We start from the raw sequence: 16,186 nt of genomic DNA, 5'->3' as shown, positions 1-16,186 counted from the left end.
CTAGCGCAGCCGGAACCCCGGCCTGCGGGCCGAGAAGAGTCCCGTCTGCCGGTCGCCGGGCAGGTTCCCGAGGGAGACGAGGTGGGGGGCGTGCGCGAGGGCCGCCGTCCGGGTCGCCTCCTGCGCCAGCCACAGGGCCCGTACCGTCCCCTGGACGGCCTCGGCCGGGTAGGACGCGATGACCGCCGCGCAGGCGACGGCCGCCGCCAACGCCCCTCCCGGTGGGGTGAGTTCGGAGACCAGTCCCACCTCGTACGCCCGCCGCGCCGAGATCCGTTCGGCGGTCCCCATCAGCGCCATCCGCGCCACCTCCCCGAACGGCATCCGCTGCGCGAGGTAGACGGACTCGTAGGCGCTGACCATCCCGTACGTCGTGTGCGGGTCGAAGAAGGTCGCCTCCTCGTCGGCCACGACGAACTCCGACTCGCCCAGCAGGTAGAAGGCGCCGCCGCAGGCCATCCCGTTCACGGCGGCGATCACCGGCTTCCACAGGTCGTTGGCCTTCGGCCCGATCGCGGCGAGCGGATCGTCCACCATGTAGGGGGAGCTGGGCTGCGCGACCGTGACGTCCCGGTCGATCCCGGTGCAGAAGGCCCGCTGCCCGGCGCCGGTGACGACGAGCGCCCGTACGGTGTCGTCGAAGCGGAACTCACGCCAGGCGGCGACCAGTTCGGCCGCCATGCCGAGGTCGACGGCGTTGAGCCGGGCGGGCCGGTCGAGGGTGAGGACGGCGACCCCGGTGTCCTTGTCGACGGCCACGGTGAGCCCGCCCCCGGCTCCCGAGCCCGCGCCGCGTCCTCCGCCCGTACCGCGTTCCCCGCCGCCCCCGCTCACGCCCGCTCCAGGACCCAGCGCGGCACGCTCACGCCGTTCACCTCGGTGAACACCGCCTGTACCCGTGCGCCGATCCGGATCCGCGCGGGCGGGACGGAGTCGAGGCGTCCGTCCGGCCCGCTCACCAGGTTCCCGACCAGCCGTATCCGGGGCGCGTCCGCCAGCTCCACCACGATCGCGTTGTACGGGGCCTGCGCCGCGTAGGCGGGAAGGAGCGGCGGATGCGGGACGACGTACGACCAGATCCTGCCCCGCCCGCTCATCCGCCGCCATCCGCTCGCGAAGGACCGGCAGTGCGGGCAGCAGGGCCGGGGCGGGAACCGGAGTTCGCCGCAGTCGGCGCAGGACTGGACGCGGAGTTCACCCCGGGCGGCGTACTGCCAGAAAGGTGCGCCGTCGTCGTCGGGAACCGGTGGCAGAAGGGCGTCGGCCGCTTCGGCCACGTCGGTGATCCCGGTGGTCTCGGTCGTCTCCTCGATGGCGGTCATCCCGGCTCCTCAGTTCCTCAGCAGGAGTGCGGAGGTGGGGACCCCTTCCCCCGCTGTGACCAGGCAGGTCGCCGCTCCCGGCACCTGCGCCGTACTCGTGCCCCGCAACTGCTTCACGCCCTCGTTGATGAGGTTGAAGCCGTGCACGTAGGCCTCGCTGAGCCCGCCGCCCCCGGTGTTGACCGGGAGCCGCCCGCCGGTCTCCAGCGCGCCGCCCTCGGTGAAGGCCGCGCCCTCCCCGCGCCCGCAGAACCCGTACCCCTCCAGCGAGAGCGGTATGAGCGGCGTGAACGCGTCGTAGATCTGCGCCACGTCGACGTCCTCGGGCGTGAAGTCGGCGTGTTTCCACAGGTGCCGGGCGGCGGTCCAGGCGGGTCCGGTGAGCGGGTCGTCGTTCCAGTAGTTGACCATCCCGTGGTGCTGGGCCGGCAGGCCCTGGGCGGCGGAGTGGACGTACACGGGCCGTTGCCGGCAGTCCCGGGCCCGCTCGGCGGACACGATCACGCAGGCCAGCGCCCCGTCCGTCTCCAGACAGTTGTCGAACAGGCAGAGGGGTTCGCTGATCCAGCGGGAGTCCATGTACATCTCGCGGGTCAGCGGCCGCTCGTACATCATCGCGGCCGGGTTCTGGTTGGCGCGGTTGCGGCAGGCCAGCGCCACGTTGAACAGGTGGTCGCGCGTCGCCCCGTACTCGTGCATGTAGCGGCGCGCGAGCATGCCGATCTCGTCGGCGGGCCGCAGCAGTCCGAAGGGCCGGGTCCACTGGGCCGGGGTGGGGAGCTGGACGGCCGTGTTCCGCCACGGCCGGGGCCCGCTGCCCCGCTTGCGCGAGCGCCAGGCCACGCCCACCGTCGCCTGGCCCGTCGCGACGGCGGCGGCGAGATGCGCGACGGTGGCACAGGAACCGCCGCCCCCGTACCCGACCTTGCTGAAGAAGGTGAGGTCGCCGAGCCCGACGGCCTTGGCTACCTCCACCTCGTCGGTCTCCTCCATCGTGTAGGAGGCGAGGGCGTCGACCTCGGCGGGCGCGATGCCCGCGTCGTCGAGGGCGGCGAGGACCGCCCGGCAGGCCAGGGCCTTCTCGGACTCGGGGAGTCGCTTGGCGAAGGGGGTCTGCCCGATCCCGACGACGGCTGTGGCGTCCTTGATCCCCGGCATGGGTGCACCTCCGCGGAAGGTCCCGGCTGCTGACAGGTCGTCAGGCTACAGCTAATCTGACGGTCAGTCAGCTAGTGGTGCTTCAGCGGGAGGTGCGCGATGCGCGGTGACCTGGAGTGGGACGGCGTCCCGGGACTGGTGCGGTCGGCGGCGACCCGTTTCGCGGACTGCGAGGCGGTCGTCGAGGGCCGGACGCGCATCTCCTACGCGGAGTTGGGCGCCCGCGTGGAGCGTGCCGCGGCGGCCTGTGCCGCGTCGGGCGTCCGGCTCGGCGACCGGGTCGCCATCTGGGCCCCGAACACCCTCGACTGGATCGTCTCCGCCCTCGGCGCGGTGTCCGCGGGAGCGGTCCTCGTCCCCCTCAACACCCGCTTCAAGGGTGCCGAGGCGGCGTACGTACTGGCCCGGAGCCGGGCGAAGCTGCTGTTCGTGACGGGAACGTTCCTCGGCACCTCGTACGTCGCGTCCCTGCGCCGCGCCGCGGGGGAGCCCTCCGGCCCCGACGGGGGCGCGGGCGGAGGCGGGGGCCGGGCGCTCGGCCCGCTCCCCGGCCTGCCGCACCTGGAACAGGTGGTCGTCCTCGCCGACGACGCCCCCGCCGACTTCCGCACCTGGAAGGACTTCCTCGCGGACGGGGAGGGCGTGGGGGGCGACGAGGTGCGCCGGCGGGGCGCGGCCGTGTCCGGGGCCTCCCCCTCGGACATCATCTTCACCTCGGGCACCACGGGCCGCCCGAAGGGCGCCCTGATCACCCACGCGCAGACCCTGCGCGGCTACGAGATCTGGAGCGACCTCGCCGGCCTGCGCGAGGGCGACCGCTACCTGATCGTGAACCCCTTCTTCCACACCTTCGGCTACAAGGCGGGGATCATCGCCTGCCTGATGCGCGGGGCGACGATGATCCCGCAGCCGGTGTTCGACGTGGACACGGTGCTCGCCAACATCGCCGCGGAACGCGTCTCCGTCCTGCCCGGCCCGCCCACCCTCCACCAGTCCCTCCTCGACCACCCCGCCCGCGACACCTACGACCTCTCCGCGCTGCGGCTGGTGGTGACCGGGGCGGCCGTGGTGCCGCTGAGGCTGGTGGAGCGACTGAGGTCGGAGCTGGGGATCGAGACCGTGCTCACCGCGTACGGCCTCTCCGAGGCGAGCGGAATCGTCACGATGTGCCGCGAGGGGGACGCCCCGGAGGTGATCGCCTCGACCTCGGGCCGGGCGATCCCGGACACCGAGGTGCGGGTGGTGGACTCCTCCGGGGCCCCGGTGCCCGCCGGATCCCCCGGCGAGGTCCTGGTCCGCGGCTTCAACGTCATGCGCGGCTACTTCGAGGACCCCGGGGCCACGGCGGCGGTCCTGTCCCCGGACGGCTGGCTGCGCACCGGCGACGTGGGCGTCCTCGACCCCGAGGGCAACCTCCGCATCACCGACCGCATCAAGGACATGTTCGTCGTCGGCGGCTTCAACGCCTACCCGGCGGAGATCGAGCAGGTGCTCGGCCTGCACCCGGAGGTCGCCGACGTGGCGGTCGTGGGCGTCCCGGACACCCGGCTGGGCGAGGTCGGCAAGGCCTACGTGGTCCGCCGCCCGCACTCCGTCCTCACCGCCGACGACCTCATCGCCTGGTCCCGCCGCGAGATGGCCAACTACAAGGTGCCCCGCACGGTCGCGTTCGTGAGCGGACTCCCGCGGAACGCGAGCGGGAAGGTGGTGAAGGGGGAGCTGCGGGGGCGGTGAGGCGACGATCCGCCTCGAACGGGCTTTGGCCGGACCGAACTTCGGCCCGGCCCGACGGTCCGGACACGCGGCGGCCGCGGCGGCTCCCCCTCCGCGCCGCCGCGGCCGATCCCCGTGTGGTGCGGCTCGGGTCAGGCGGGCTCGCCCGTGGCGTGCACGTTGTCCGTGGAGGCGTCGCCGGTGTCCTCACCGGGCGCGATCGGGTTCTTGCCCGTGAGGGGCTCGTCCGTGGCGTGGACGTTGTCCGTGTGGGCCGTCGGCTCGTCGGTGGCGTGGACGTTGTCGGTGCTGAGGTCGTCGCTCATGACTGGCTCCCCTGGCAGTTCTGTTCGTTGCGATGGAGTGGTGGGGGAAGGGCCCGCCCGGCAACTCCCCCGAGGGTCGCCGGACGGGCACTTCCGGGCCGGTTCACCTTAAAAGGTGTGACCGTGTGTCGTCCCGCCTGCCCCCCGACGCGCCGGATCGACAGGTCGAGACTGCCGGACGGCGATAAACGAACGATGAACGCGCAGGCGCACGGACTCAGGCGACGGCGAGCGGCTTCAGGAGCGCGCGCACCTCGGCGGCCTCCGGTGCCCCCAACTCCTCGAAGATGTCGAGGGCTTCGCGCCAGCAGACCTGCGCGCGGCCGAGCTGGCCGATGCCGCTCAGGGCCCGGCCGAGGACGGTGAGCACGTTGCCGCGCCGCCAGTCCCCGCCGATGCCCCGCAGCACGGTCAGCGCCAGCTCCGCGTTCGCGGCGGCCTGTGCGGGCCGGCGCGCGGTGAAGTCGGCCTCGGCGAGACGGAACAGCGTCATGCCCTCCCAGAGCCGTTGACGGCTGTCCTGGAAGACCTCGAGGGCCTCCTGGAGGCGGTCGACGGCTTCGGAGAGCCGGCCGCTCTGCGTGAGGGCCAGGCCCAGCGCGTACCGGCCGTTGGCGCCCTTGAGCGCGTGGCCCATGTCGTCGTACATGTCCGTGCCCTGCTGGGCGAGGGCCACCGCGCCGGCTGTCCGTCCCGTGGCGAGGTGGATGCGGGAGAGGTTGCACAGCGCGCTCGCCTCGCCCGGACGGTCCTCGCAGGTGCGGAAGTTCTCTATGGCGCGGTTCAGATGCGCCTCGCCGTCCTGGTGCCGGTTCTGGTAGAGCGCGATCACGCCGAGGATGTTGGACGACCAGCAGCTGGTCAGCGGATCGCCCGTGGCGAGGGCCAGTTCGAGGGCGCGCGTCGCCGCCGCGTCGGCCGAGTCGAACCGGCCGGTGATGTGGTGCACGAAGGAGAGGGTGGTGAGCGCGCGGGCCTCGGCCTGCGGGGACCCGGACTTCTGCGCCGCGCTGCGCGCGGCCGCCGCGATGGTCTCGTACTCCTTGGAGTTGGCCCCCGACTCGGCCAGATCACAGGCGGCCCAGAGCAGGTCGACGGCCCGCGCCAACGTCTCGGGCCCCATCGACTGCCGCACGCAGGCGAGCGTGCAGACCGCCTCCGCGTACAGCCAGTCCTGGGCCTGGTGCCGGTCCTCGAACACCAGCCCCGGATGGGCCGTGCTCTCCAGATGGTCAACCAGCCGGTCCCCGGGCCGTTCGAGCGCGTACACGCCCGCCGCCGTGGCCAGGTAGAAGTCCAGCAGCCGCGACATCGCCGCGGCCCGCTCGCCCGGCGGCTGTTCGTCCCGTTCCGCGCAGGCGCGTGCGTAGAGGCGGACGAGGTCGTGGTACCGGTAGCGGCCGGGGGCCGCGGACTCCAGGAGGGAGGTGTCGACCAGGGACTCCAGGAGGTCCTCGGTCGCCTCGGCCGGGAGGCCGAGCACCGCCGCGGCGGCCGCCAGGGAGATGTCCGGGCCGTCGGCGAGGCCCAGCAGGCGGAAGGCGCGGGCCTGGGCCGGTTCCAGCTGGCCGTAGCCGAGTTCGAAGGTGGCCTTGACGGCCAGGTCGCCCGCCTGGAGCTCGTCGAGCCGGCGGCGCTCGTCGCCGAGCTTGGCGGCGAGCACCGACACCGTCCAGGTGCGGCGGGCGGCGAGCCGTGACGCCGCGATGCGGATGGCCAGCGGCAGGAAGCCGCAGGCCGCGACCACGTCCAGGGCGGCCTCCCGCTCGGCGGCGACCCGCTCCCGGCCCACGATCTTCGTGAAGAGCTGGAGCGCCTCCTCGGGGGACATCACGTCGAGGTCCACGAGATGGGCGCCGGCCAGGTCCACCATCCGCGTCCGCGAGGTCACCAGGGCGGCGCAGCCCTCGGTGCCGGGCAGCAGCGGGCGCACCTGGGCGGCGTCCCGGGCGTTGTCCAGCAGCACCAGGACCCGGCGGCCGTCGAGGGCGGAGCGGTAGAGGGCCGAGCGTTCCTCCAGGGAGTCGGGGATCGCCGAGTCGGCGGTCCCGAGCGCCCGCAGGAACGCGCCGAGGACGGTCTCCGGTTCGGCCGCCTGCGATCCGGCGCCCTGGAGGTCGACGTACAGCTGCCCGTCGGGGAAGGCTCCCCGGGACCGGTGGGCCACGTGCACCGCGAGCGTCGTCTTGCCGACGCCCCCGATGCCCGCCAGCGCGGAGACGGCCATGACGCGGCCCTCCTCGGAGGAAGCCGAGGCGAGGACGTCGCTCAGTTCCTGCACGAAGGAGACTCGGCCGGTGAAGTCGGTGACGGTCGCGGGCAGTTGGGCGGGGCGGACGGGGGCGGTGGCGGGCTCCGGCGCGGGGGCGGAGGGTTCCGCGAGGCCCGGGTCCGCCTGGAGTATGCGCTGCTGGAGTTCCTTCAGGCCCTGCCGGGGGTCCACCCCCAGCTCGTCGGCGAGCAGCCGCCGGGTGTCCGCGTAGACCGCGAGGGCCTCCGCCTGCCGGCCGGAGCGGTACAGCGCCAGCATCAGGAGTTCCCGCAGGCGTTCGCGCAGCGGGTGCGCCGCGGTGAGCGCCGTGAGTTCGGAGACGGCCTCCGCGTGGCAGCCCTGTTCCAGGTCCATGTCGAGCCGGGATTCGAGGAGTTGCAGGCGCCACTCCTCCAGGCGGGTCCGCTGGGTCTCCGCGTAGGGCCCGGGGACGCTCGCGAGCGGTTCGCCGTCCCACTGGGCGAGCGCCTCCCGGAGCAGGTCACGGGCCCGGGCCAGGTCGCCTCCGCCGCGTGCCTTCTCGGCCTCGGCGGCCAGCTCCTGGGCGCGGGCGTGGTCGAGCGCGCCCTCGGGGAGGGAGCGGATCGCGTAGCCGCCGGACTCGCTGACCAGGACCTCGGCGCCGAGCACCTTGCGCAGCCGTGAGGCGTACGTCCGCAGGGCCGCCAGCGCCTGCGACGGCGGCTCGTCGCCCCACAGGGCGTCGATCAGTTCGGAAGCCGTGGCCGTGCGTCCGTCGCGCAGCAACAGTGCCGCGAGCAGGGCTCGTTGCTGCGGGGACCCGGCCGGCAACGGGTCGTCGCCGTGCCAGGCGCGTACCGGGCCGAGCACGCTGAAGCGCAGCACCGCGGGCTCCTCGGAGCCAGGGTGTCGCTGCTTCGGTACCCGCGGCACACCGTCCATAGCTTTCCCCCAAGCCGAACCATCAGTACAACGAGGCCAGTTTGCCTTGTTCATGGCGGATGCGTCAGCCGTGCGAGGGAGCGATCACCGGGTGCCGCACGACGCGTCACACGGTCCTCACACAGCCTCCTCACACGTTCGCCGGAATTCACCCTTCCCGCGGTGGCGCCCGGATGCGCGGCCGGGCGGCCCGCCACTTACTGACGGACCGTCAGATCAGCGCTACCGTGGCCGGTATGGAGACCACGGAAAGTCAGCAGAGCCCCTCGGCGAGCGCCCGGGCCGCCTTCCCGAGGATCATCTCGGTGGACGACCACACCGTCGAACCCCCCGACGTCTGGCGGGACCGACTGCCCGCGAAGTACCAGGACACCGGGCCCCGCATCGTCCGCGCGCCCCTGAAGGAGATGACCTTCCTGGGCGGGAAGTTCGCCCCCGTCATGGGCGCCCCGGGCGACGACGGCCCCATCGGCGACTGGTGGGTCTACGAGGACCTGCACCGGCCGCTCACCCGCCTCGACACGGCGGTCGGTTACGACCGCGACGAGATCAAGCTGGAGATCATCACGTACGGGCAGATGCGACCCGGCTCGTACGACGTGCCGTCGCGGCTGGCCGACATGGACGTCAACCACGTCCAGTCCGCCCTCTGTTTCCCCACCTTCCCCCGTTTCTGCGGGCAGACGTTCACCGAGGCGAGCGACCGTGAGCTGGGCCTGCTCTCGGTGAGGGCCTACAACGACTGGATGGTGGAGGAGTGGTGCGGGCCGAAGGCTCGGGGGCGGCTGATACCGCTGACCCTCGTCCCGCTCTGGGACGCCCGGCTCGCGGCGGACGAGGTGCGGCGCAACGCCGCCCGCGGTGTGCGCGCGGTGGCCTTCTCCGAGATCCCGCCCCATCTGGGGCTCCCGTCCGTGCACACCGACGACTGGGACCCCTTCCTCGCCGCGTGCGACGAGACCGGCACCGTCATCGCGATGCACATCGGCTCCAGCAGCAGGATGCCCTCGACCTCGGCGGACGCGCCGCCCGCGGTCGGCTCCACGATCACCTTCGCCAACTGCTGCTTCTCGATGGTCGACTGGCTGATGAGCGGCAAGTTCGAGCGCTTCCCGAACCTGAAGGTGATGTACGCCGAGGGGCAGATCGGCTGGATCCCCTACATCCTGGAGCGCGCCGACGTGGTCTGGGAGGAGAACCGCGCCTGGGGAGGCGTCGCCGACAAGGTCCACCGGCCGCCGTCGGAACTCTTCGCCGAGCACGTGTACGGCTGCTTCTTCGACGACGCGTTCGGGCTGAGGAACCTCGACGCGATCGGCGTCGGCAACGTCCTCTACGAGACCGACTACCCCCACTCCGACTCGACCTGGCCGAAGTCCCGGGAGGTCGGCGAGTCCCAGATGGGTCACCTGGACGCCGACGTCGTCGACCGGATCGTCCGGCGCAACGCGATCGAGCTGCTGGGCCTGACGCCGGACGGGCTCTGGGCGGGCTGAACCTCCCGGGCCCGGCGGTCCGGCCGGGCGCCACTCCCCCCGCCTCGGTCCCGATGGCGCCGGACCCCTTGTCTGACGGTGCGTCAGCTACGACGATGACAGCCGTAGTGAAATGACGGACCGTCAGATGAGTGTCGTCGGACGAGAGGTGCGTGCGGCTCATGCAGGTACTGCCCGAAGGGCGACTGGCGTACGGGATGCAGCTCCCGGTCCAGTCGCAGAGCACCATCTACGCGGAACCCTGGGAGGCTGACGCGGGCGCCGCCGACCTCGTGGAGATCGCCCGCGCCGCCGACCGCGCCGGCTTCGCCTATGTCGCGAGCTGCGACCACGTGGCCATCCCGCGCCGGCTCGCGGGTGCGATGAGCACCGTCTGGTACGACCCGGTCGCCACCCTCGCCCATCTCGCGGCGGTGACCGAGCGCGTACGGCTGCTCAGCCATGTCGCGATCGTCGGTCTGCGGCATCCGCTCGTCACGGCCAAGCAGTACGCGACCCTCGACCACCTGTCCGGCGGCCGGCTGATCCTCGGGGTCGGCGCCGGGCACGTGGAGGAGGAGTTCGCCGCGGTCGGGGCCGACTTCGAGCGCCGGGGAGCGGTCCTCGACGAGACGATCGACGCGCTGCGCGCCGCGCTCGGACCGGACGAGTTCCCCGTGCATCACGGCAAGACGTACGACTTCGAAGGGCTCGGGCAGCGGCCGAGGCCCGCGCAGGACCGGGTGCCGGTATGGGTGGGCGGCTCCTCGCCCGCCGCGGTGCGCCGGGCGGCCCTGCGCGGCGACGGCTGGCTGCCGCAGGGCGACCCGCGCGACCGGCTGCCGGGGCAGATCGCCCGGATCGAGGGCCTGCGTGCCGAGGCCGGCATCGAGGAACCCCTGACGATCGGCGCCATCACCGAGCCGCTGTACGTCGGTGACCCCGTCTGGGAGGTCGGGCGCCGGACGCTGAGCGGGCCGCCCGAGGCGCTGGCCGAGTCGCTGCGGGCGTACGGGGCGATGGGCGTGCACCAGATCCAGGTGCGGTTCCGCAGCCGGGACCGCGCCGAACTCCTCGACCAGATGGCAGCGTTCGGCGCGGACGTCGCGCCCCACCTCGCTTAAGGAGCCAGGGCATGGGAAAGCTGGACGGGCGGGTCGTCCTCATCACCGGCGCGGCGCGCGGGCAGGGCGAACAGGAGGCGCGGCTCTTCGCGGCGGAGGGCGCGCGGGTGGTCGTGGCGGACGTGCTCGACGATCAGGGGCAGGCGCTCGCCGAGGAGATCGGCGCGCACTACGTCCATCTGGACGTGGGGCGGGAGGCCGACTGGGCGGCGGCGGTCGCGTCGGCGAAGGCCGCGTACGGCCGGATCGACGGGCTGGTCAACAACGCCGGCATCCTGCGCTTCAACGCGCTCGTCGACACCCCGCTGGCCGAGTTCATGCAGATCGTGCAGGTCAACCAGGTCGGGGTGTTCCTCGGGATCAAGGCCCTGGCGCCCGAGATCGCCGAGGCCGGCGGCGGCACGATCGTGAACACCTCGTCCTTCACCGGGCTCACGGGGATGGCGTACGTGGGCGCGTACGCGGCGACCAAGCACGCCATCGTCGGTCTCACCCGGGTGGCGGCGCTGGAGCTCGCGGACAAGGGGATCCGGGTGAACGCGGTCTGCCCGGGCGCCGTCGACACGGCCATGAGCAACCCGGCGCAGCTCTCCTCCGGCACGGACGGCGAGGAGGCCTCGCAGGCGCTCGACGCGTTCTACGGGAAGCTCGTGCCGCTCGGCCGCATCGGCCGCCCCGAGGACGTGGCCCGGCTGGCGCTGTTCCTGACCGGTGAGGACTCCTCGTACATCACCGGGCAGCCGTTCGTCATCGACGGCGGCTGGCTCGCCGGAGTGAGCGTTCTCTGACGGTGCGTCAGCTATTGACGGTGCCTGCGCGCGGTGGAACAGTCGGCTCAATCAACTGATCTGACGGTACGTCAGATAACTGGCTGGGGACGGTGAACCTCCTTGGAATTCGGGCTCTTTGTACAGGGATACGTGGGCAAGCGTGCCTTGACCGATCCGCTCGCGGAGCACAAGGCGCTGATGGAGGAGACCGAGTACGTCATCCAGGCGGACAAGTCCGGCTTCAAGTACGCCTGGGCGTCCGAGCACCACTTCCTGGAGGAGTACTCGCACCTCTCGGCCAACGACGTCTACCTCGGCTATCTGGCGCACGCCACGGACCGCATCCACCTCGGCTCGGGCATCTTCAACCCGCTCGCCCAGGTCAACCACCCGGTGAAGGTGGCCGAGAAGGTCGCCATGCTCGACCACCTCACCGAGAACCGCTTCGAGTTCGGGTCCGGTCGCGGAGCCGGGTCGCACGAGATCCTCGGCTTCCTCCCCGGCATCACCGACATGAACTTCACGAAGGAGATCTGGGAGGAGACCATCGCGGAGTTCCCGAAGATGTGGCTCCAGGACGAGTACGTCGGGTTCCAGGGCAAGCACTGGCAGCTCCCGCCGCGCAAGATCCTGCCCAAGCCGCACGGGAAGTCGCACCCCGCGATGTGGTACGCCGCCGGGTCGCCGCCCTCGTACTCCATGGCCGCCCGCAAGGGGCTCGGGGTGCTCGGCTTCAGCGTCCAGAAGGTCTCCGACATGGAGTGGGTCCTGGAGCAGTACAAGACCGCGATCGTGGACGCCGAACCCATCGGGGACTTCGTCAACGACAACGTCATGGTGACCACCACCGCGATCTGCGCGCCCACCCACGACGAGGCGATCCGCATCGCCGTCGACGGCGGACTGCACTACCTGCCCTCGCTCGTCTTCCGCTACCACGACACCTTCCCGCGCCCCGAGGGCTTTCCCGTGTGGCCCGAGACGCTCCCCGAGTACAACGCCGAGTTCGTCGAACTCCTCATCGAGGAGGAGCTGCTGATCTGCGGCGACCCGGGCGAGGTGCTCACCCAGTGCAAGCGCTGGGAACAGGCCGGCGCGGACCAGCTGAGCTTCGGACTGCCCGTCGGCGTCCCCAAGGAGGAGACGCTCCAGACGATCCGGCTCATCGGCGAACACGTCATTCCGAAGATCGACACGGATCCGGTGCACCGCACGACCCGGTTCCGCCAAGCCGTCTAGGGGGTACTTCCGCGATGCTCGACCACCTGATCAAGGGCGCGACCGTCGTGGACGGGACGGGCGCGCCCGCGTACACCGCGGACGTGGGGATACGGGACGGCCGCGTCGCCGTGATCGGCACGGTCACCGAACCGTCCCGGACGAGCGAGAAGGCGCACGGACTCGTCCTCGCCCCCGGCTTCGTGGACCCGCACACGCACTACGACGCCCAGCTCTTCTGGGACCCGTACGCGACCCCCTCCCTCAACCACGGGGTCACCACGGTCGCGGGCGGCAACTGCGGGTTCACGCTGGCCCCGCTGAATCCCGACCGCCCCGAGGACGCCGACTACACCCGCCGCATGATGTCCAAGGTCGAGGGCATGTCCCTGGTCGCCCTGGAGGAGGGCGCGCCCTGGACCTGGCACGGCTTCGGGGAGTACCTCGACGCCCTGGAGGGGCGGATCGCCGTCAACGCGGGCTTCATGGTGGGCCATTGCGCGCTGCGGCGGTACGTGATGGGCCCCGACGCGGTGGGCGGGCAGCCCACGGCGGACCAACTCGCGGCCATGCTGCGGCTCTTCCACGAGGCGATGGACGCCGGCGCCTGGGGCCTGTCCACCACCCAGTCCTCCACGCACTCCGACGGCGACGGGAAACCGGTCGCCTCCCGGCACGCGGAGCCCGCCGAACTGCTGGCTCTGGCCCAGGCCGTGGGGGAGCACGAGGGCACCCAGATCGAGGCGATCGTGGCCGGCTGCCTGGACCAGTTCAGCGACGCCGAGATCGATCTCTTCGTGGAGATGAGCGCGGCGGCGGGCCGCCCCCTCAACTGGAACGTCCTGACGATCGACGCCGCCGTCCCCGAACGCGTCCCGCGCCAGCTGGAGGCGAGCGAGAAGGCCCGCAAGTCCGGCGGCCGGGTCGTCGCGCTCACCATGCCGATCCTCACCCCGATGAACATGTCGCTCGGCACCTTCTGCGCCCTGAACCTGATCCCCGGCTGGGGCCCGGTCCTCGCGCTGCCCGTCCCCGAGCGCGTCGCGAAGCTGCGCGACCCCGAGGTCCGCGCCGAACTGCTGCGCCGCGCGGAGAGCAAGGAGGCGGGCGTCTTCCGGCGGCTCGCGGACTTCGGCCGGTACGTCATCGGCGACACCTACAGCGCGGCGAACGAGGGCCTGACCGGGCGCGTGGTGCGGGACATCGCCGCCGAGCGCGGCCAGGAGCCCTTCGCGTGCCTGGTGGAGATCTGCGCGGCCGACGACCTGCGGACGGTCCTGTGGCCGATGCCCACCGACAACGACCCGGACTCCTGGGCGCTGCGCGCCGAGACCTGGCGGCACCCGGACGTGATGCTCGGCGGCTCCGACGCCGGCGCCCATCTGGACCGCATGTGCGGGGCCCCGTACACCACCCGGTTCCTCGGCGACTGTCTGCGCGGCCGTCGGCTCGCCTCCCTCGAGCAGGCGGTGAGGATGCTGACGGACGACCCCGCGCGGCTCTTCGGGCTGCGCGACCGAGGCCGCGTCGAGGTGGGATTCCACGCCGACCTGGTGCTCTTCGACCCGGAACGGATCGACGCCGGCAAGGCCACCCTGGTGCACGACCTGCCGGGCGACAGCCCGCGGCTCGACTCCCGGGCGATCGGGGTCAAGGCCGTGTGGGTCAACGGGGTCGAGTCGATCCGGGAGGACGTCGTGACGGGCGCCGTGCCGGGGAAGGTGCTGCGCTCGGGCCGCGACACCCGGACGGTGAGCACCCGGTGACGGGCGACGACGGGACGGCACGCGAGTCGGCCAGACAGCGGCTGTTCATCGGCGGCGCGTGGGTGGCGCCCGACAACGGGTTCTACGAGGTGATCGACCCGGCGACCGAGGAAGTCGTCGGGCTGGCCCCCGAGGCGTCCCGGGCCCAGGTGCACGCGGCGGCCGCGGCGGCCCGCGAGGCCTTCGGGCCCTGGTCGCGGACCCCCGCCGAGGAGCGGGCCGCCGTCCTCGCCCGCGCCGCGGACGTCATCCAGCGCAACTTCGTGCCGTACGCCGCCCTCGCCCAGGCCGAGAGCGGCGCCACCACCGGGACGGCCCGCGGCATGCAGGTCGGGGTCGGCATCGCCCGCTTCCGGCGCTACGCGCGGCCCGAACCGGTCGAGAGGGCGCTGCCGCCGCAGATCAACGAGGCGGGGCCCTTCGGCCCGGCGGCCGTGATGGGCGCGCTCGCCGTCCGCCGACCCGTCGGCGTGGTCACCTGCATCACCTCGTACAACAATCCCTGGGCCAACCCGGCCGGCAAGATCGCTCCCGCCCTCGCGATGGGCAACACCGTGCTGGTGAAGCCGGCCCCGCAGGACCCGCTCTCCGTCTACCGGATGGCCGAGGCACTCCAGGAGGCGGGCGTGCCGCCGGGCGTGGTCAACGTGGTCAGCGGCTCGACGGCGGAGTCCGGCGAGGCCGCGGTCGACTCCGGGGACGTCGACATGGTCAGCTTCACCGGCTCGACGGCGGTCGGGCAGCGCATCGCCGAGGTGTGCGGGCGCGGCATGAAACGCCAGCTGATGGAACTGGGCGGCAAGGGCGCGGCGATCGTCTTCGACGACGCGGATCTGGCGTCGGCGGTGGCGGGCATCGGCACGACCTTCTCCTTCTACAGCGGGCAGATCTGCACGGCGCCGACCCGGGTGCTGGTCCAGCGCGGTGTGTACGACGCCCTCGTACGACAACTGGCCGCCTACGCGAACCACTTGAAGGTGGGTGATCCACGGGAGCAGGGGACGGTGGTCGGCCCGGTCATCTCGGCGGCCCATCGCGACCGCGTGGAGTCCTACGTCGAACTGGGCCGCAAGGAAGGCGCACGGGTGGTGACCGGCGGCGAACGGCCTGACCTGCCCCGGGGGTTCTATGTCGCCCCCACCCTTCTCGCCGACTGCACGCCGGACATGAGGGTCGTCCGGGAGGAGATCTTCGGCCCGGTCGTCGTCGTCCTGCCCTTCGATGACGAGGAGGAGGCGATCGCGCTGGCCGACGACTCCGACTACGGGCTGATCGACTACGTCTGGTCCGGCGACGTGGCCCGCGCCTTCCGCGTCGCCGGCCGGCTGCGCACGGGCGGCGTCGGCGTGAACACCGTCGGCCGCAACATGGAGGCCCCCTTCGGCGGCTTCAAGAAGAGCGGTGTCGGCCGTGACGTGGGCTCGTACGCCCTGCACGCGTACAGCGAGACGCAGGCGATCGTGTGGCCGGGGTGAGGCCGGGGCCGGGGCCGGGGCCGGGGCGCGGTCGGGGTGAGGTGATCCGGCGGCGGCAGGGGCGGCGGGTGCCGGCTGCTCCGCGGAAGGCCGTGGAGAGGTGCCCCCGGCGGGAGCCGCCGCGGTCCGGCCGGTCGGTGGATTCCGGAGTCGGGACGCGGCGCCCGCCCCTTCCAGGCGTGCCCGCGCGACGGCGACGGGATCGCGGTGCGGGTCCGACCGGTCCGCGAGGTCATTGACCGGGTGCGTCAGGCGGAGACCCGTCGCCGTGAGCTCGTGGTCGACCCGCCGGGGCCCCGTGGGGTGCCCCGGCGACTTGGCCCTGTCGGGTCTCCCGGGGTGACCGGGCGAGCCCCTTTTCCTCTCGGGCGAACTCTCGCTTGATGCCCTGCAGGGTGACCGCCTACCACCATTACGCGCCGTCGCACACCCGACGCGCTCCGCCGAACGGTTGATATCGTGTCAATTCTCTTGCTGAGTGGATCACCCTGATGGGTTACTTCAGGTGTCTGCATCAATGGGCGACGATCCATCGGGTCCCCGTGGACGAGCCTCCCTCCCGGGACTGAGCTCCCCCGTTCGGACGGGCCTTCCCACATCCTCATCCGTCGGCGGCCGGACGTGTCGGCCCGGTGCCGGTTCGGGACGTCCGTGGATCGGAACA

General features: G+C 72.4%; 12 protein-coding genes. 7 read left to right on the top strand and 5 right to left on the bottom strand.

The window, feature by feature from the left end; genetic code table 11:
* The 3 genes from ACFYW7_RS18000 to ACFYW7_RS17990 form a co-directional block, all read right to left on the bottom strand.
* Positions 1-759, bottom strand: coding sequence for an enoyl-CoA hydratase/isomerase family protein (locus ACFYW7_RS18000; protein ID WP_389503728.1), 759 nt, complete (start codon positions 757-759; stop codon positions 1-3).
* A gap of 71 nt (positions 760-830) precedes the next feature.
* On the bottom strand, positions 831-1,322 hold the full coding sequence (locus tag ACFYW7_RS17995) for a Zn-ribbon domain-containing OB-fold protein (protein ID WP_389503210.1): 492 nt from the start codon (positions 1,320-1,322) through the stop codon (positions 831-833).
* A 9-nt stretch (positions 1,323-1,331) separates the two neighbouring features.
* Entirely contained in the window at positions 1,332-2,480 is a 1,149-nt protein-coding gene (locus ACFYW7_RS17990; protein WP_389503208.1) for a lipid-transfer protein, read from the bottom strand.
* Between the two features lie 99 nt (positions 2,481-2,579).
* On the opposite strand from ACFYW7_RS17990, the gene ACFYW7_RS17985 reads away from it, so the two are divergent.
* Positions 2,580-4,214, top strand: coding sequence for a fatty acid--CoA ligase family protein (locus ACFYW7_RS17985; protein ID WP_389503206.1), 1,635 nt, complete (start codon positions 2,580-2,582; stop codon positions 4,212-4,214).
* Positions 4,215-4,345: 131 nt separating this feature from the next.
* Here the strand turns inward: ACFYW7_RS17985 and ACFYW7_RS17980 are convergent, their stop codons facing one another.
* On the bottom strand, positions 4,346-4,519 hold the full coding sequence (locus ACFYW7_RS17980; protein WP_389503204.1) for a hypothetical protein: 174 nt from the start codon (positions 4,517-4,519) through the stop codon (positions 4,346-4,348).
* 217 nt (positions 4,520-4,736) lie between these two features.
* Positions 4,737-7,694, bottom strand: coding sequence for a BTAD domain-containing putative transcriptional regulator (locus ACFYW7_RS17975; protein ID WP_389503202.1), 2,958 nt, complete (start codon positions 7,692-7,694; stop codon positions 4,737-4,739).
* A 236-nt stretch (positions 7,695-7,930) separates the two neighbouring features.
* Between ACFYW7_RS17975 and ACFYW7_RS17970 the strand changes: the two genes are divergently transcribed.
* The 6 genes from ACFYW7_RS17970 to ACFYW7_RS17945 all read left to right on the top strand — a co-directional run bounded on the left by ACFYW7_RS17970 (position 7,931) and on the right by ACFYW7_RS17945 (position 15,522).
* Positions 7,931-9,190, top strand: coding sequence for an amidohydrolase family protein (locus ACFYW7_RS17970; RefSeq protein WP_389503200.1), 1,260 nt, complete (start codon positions 7,931-7,933; stop codon positions 9,188-9,190).
* Between the two features lie 161 nt (positions 9,191-9,351).
* A complete protein-coding gene (locus ACFYW7_RS17965; RefSeq protein WP_389503199.1) occupies positions 9,352-10,293 on the top strand; it encodes a TIGR03619 family F420-dependent LLM class oxidoreductase in 942 nt (313 codons plus the stop codon).
* Between the two features lie 11 nt (positions 10,294-10,304).
* Complete coding sequence (locus ACFYW7_RS17960; protein WP_389503197.1) at positions 10,305-11,081, top strand: SDR family NAD(P)-dependent oxidoreductase; 777 nt, start codon at positions 10,305-10,307, stop codon at positions 11,079-11,081.
* A 102-nt stretch (positions 11,082-11,183) separates the two neighbouring features.
* On the top strand, positions 11,184-12,302 hold the full coding sequence (locus ACFYW7_RS17955; protein ID WP_389503195.1) for an LLM class flavin-dependent oxidoreductase: 1,119 nt from the start codon (positions 11,184-11,186) through the stop codon (positions 12,300-12,302).
* A 14-nt stretch (positions 12,303-12,316) separates the two neighbouring features.
* Positions 12,317-14,047, top strand: coding sequence for an amidohydrolase family protein (locus tag ACFYW7_RS17950; RefSeq protein ID WP_389503193.1), 1,731 nt, complete (start codon positions 12,317-12,319; stop codon positions 14,045-14,047).
* A complete protein-coding gene (locus ACFYW7_RS17945; RefSeq protein ID WP_389503191.1) occupies positions 14,044-15,522 on the top strand; it encodes an aldehyde dehydrogenase family protein in 1,479 nt (492 codons plus the stop codon). Before ACFYW7_RS17950 ends, ACFYW7_RS17945 begins: the two co-directional genes overlap by 4 nt.
* The last annotated feature ends 664 nt before the right edge of the window (positions 15,523-16,186 follow it).

It is taken from the genome of Streptomyces sp. NPDC002580, from assembly GCF_042889485.1.
In the GTDB taxonomy this organism is placed as follows: domain Bacteria; phylum Actinomycetota; class Actinomycetes; order Streptomycetales; family Streptomycetaceae; genus Streptomyces.
The sequence above is the reverse complement of the archived record's forward strand: the minus strand, read 5'-3'. Positions and strand labels throughout refer to the sequence as shown.

Excerpts from the sequence above, each read along its gene's own strand:
- ACFYW7_RS17990 (WP_389503208.1), bottom strand. The coding sequence starts at position 2,480 with ATGCCGGGGATCAAGGACGCCACAGCCGTCGTCGGGATCGGGCAGACC.
- ACFYW7_RS17985 (WP_389503206.1), top strand. The coding sequence starts at position 2,580 with ATGCGCGGTGACCTGGAGTGGGACGGCGTCCCGGGACTGGTGCGGTCG.
- ACFYW7_RS17970 (WP_389503200.1), top strand. The coding sequence starts at position 7,931 with ATGGAGACCACGGAAAGTCAGCAGAGCCCCTCGGCGAGCGCCCGGGCC.
- ACFYW7_RS17950 (WP_389503193.1), top strand. The coding sequence starts at position 12,317 with ATGCTCGACCACCTGATCAAGGGCGCGACCGTCGTGGACGGGACGGGC.
- ACFYW7_RS17960 (WP_389503197.1), top strand. The coding sequence starts at position 10,305 with ATGGGAAAGCTGGACGGGCGGGTCGTCCTCATCACCGGCGCGGCGCGC.
- ACFYW7_RS17995 (WP_389503210.1), bottom strand. The coding sequence starts at position 1,322 with ATGACCGCCATCGAGGAGACGACCGAGACCACCGGGATCACCGACGTG.
- ACFYW7_RS17975 (WP_389503202.1), bottom strand. The coding sequence starts at position 7,694 with ATGGACGGTGTGCCGCGGGTACCGAAGCAGCGACACCCTGGCTCCGAG.
- ACFYW7_RS17965 (WP_389503199.1), top strand. The coding sequence starts at position 9,352 with ATGCAGGTACTGCCCGAAGGGCGACTGGCGTACGGGATGCAGCTCCCG.
- ACFYW7_RS17980 (WP_389503204.1), bottom strand. The coding sequence starts at position 4,519 with ATGAGCGACGACCTCAGCACCGACAACGTCCACGCCACCGACGAGCCG.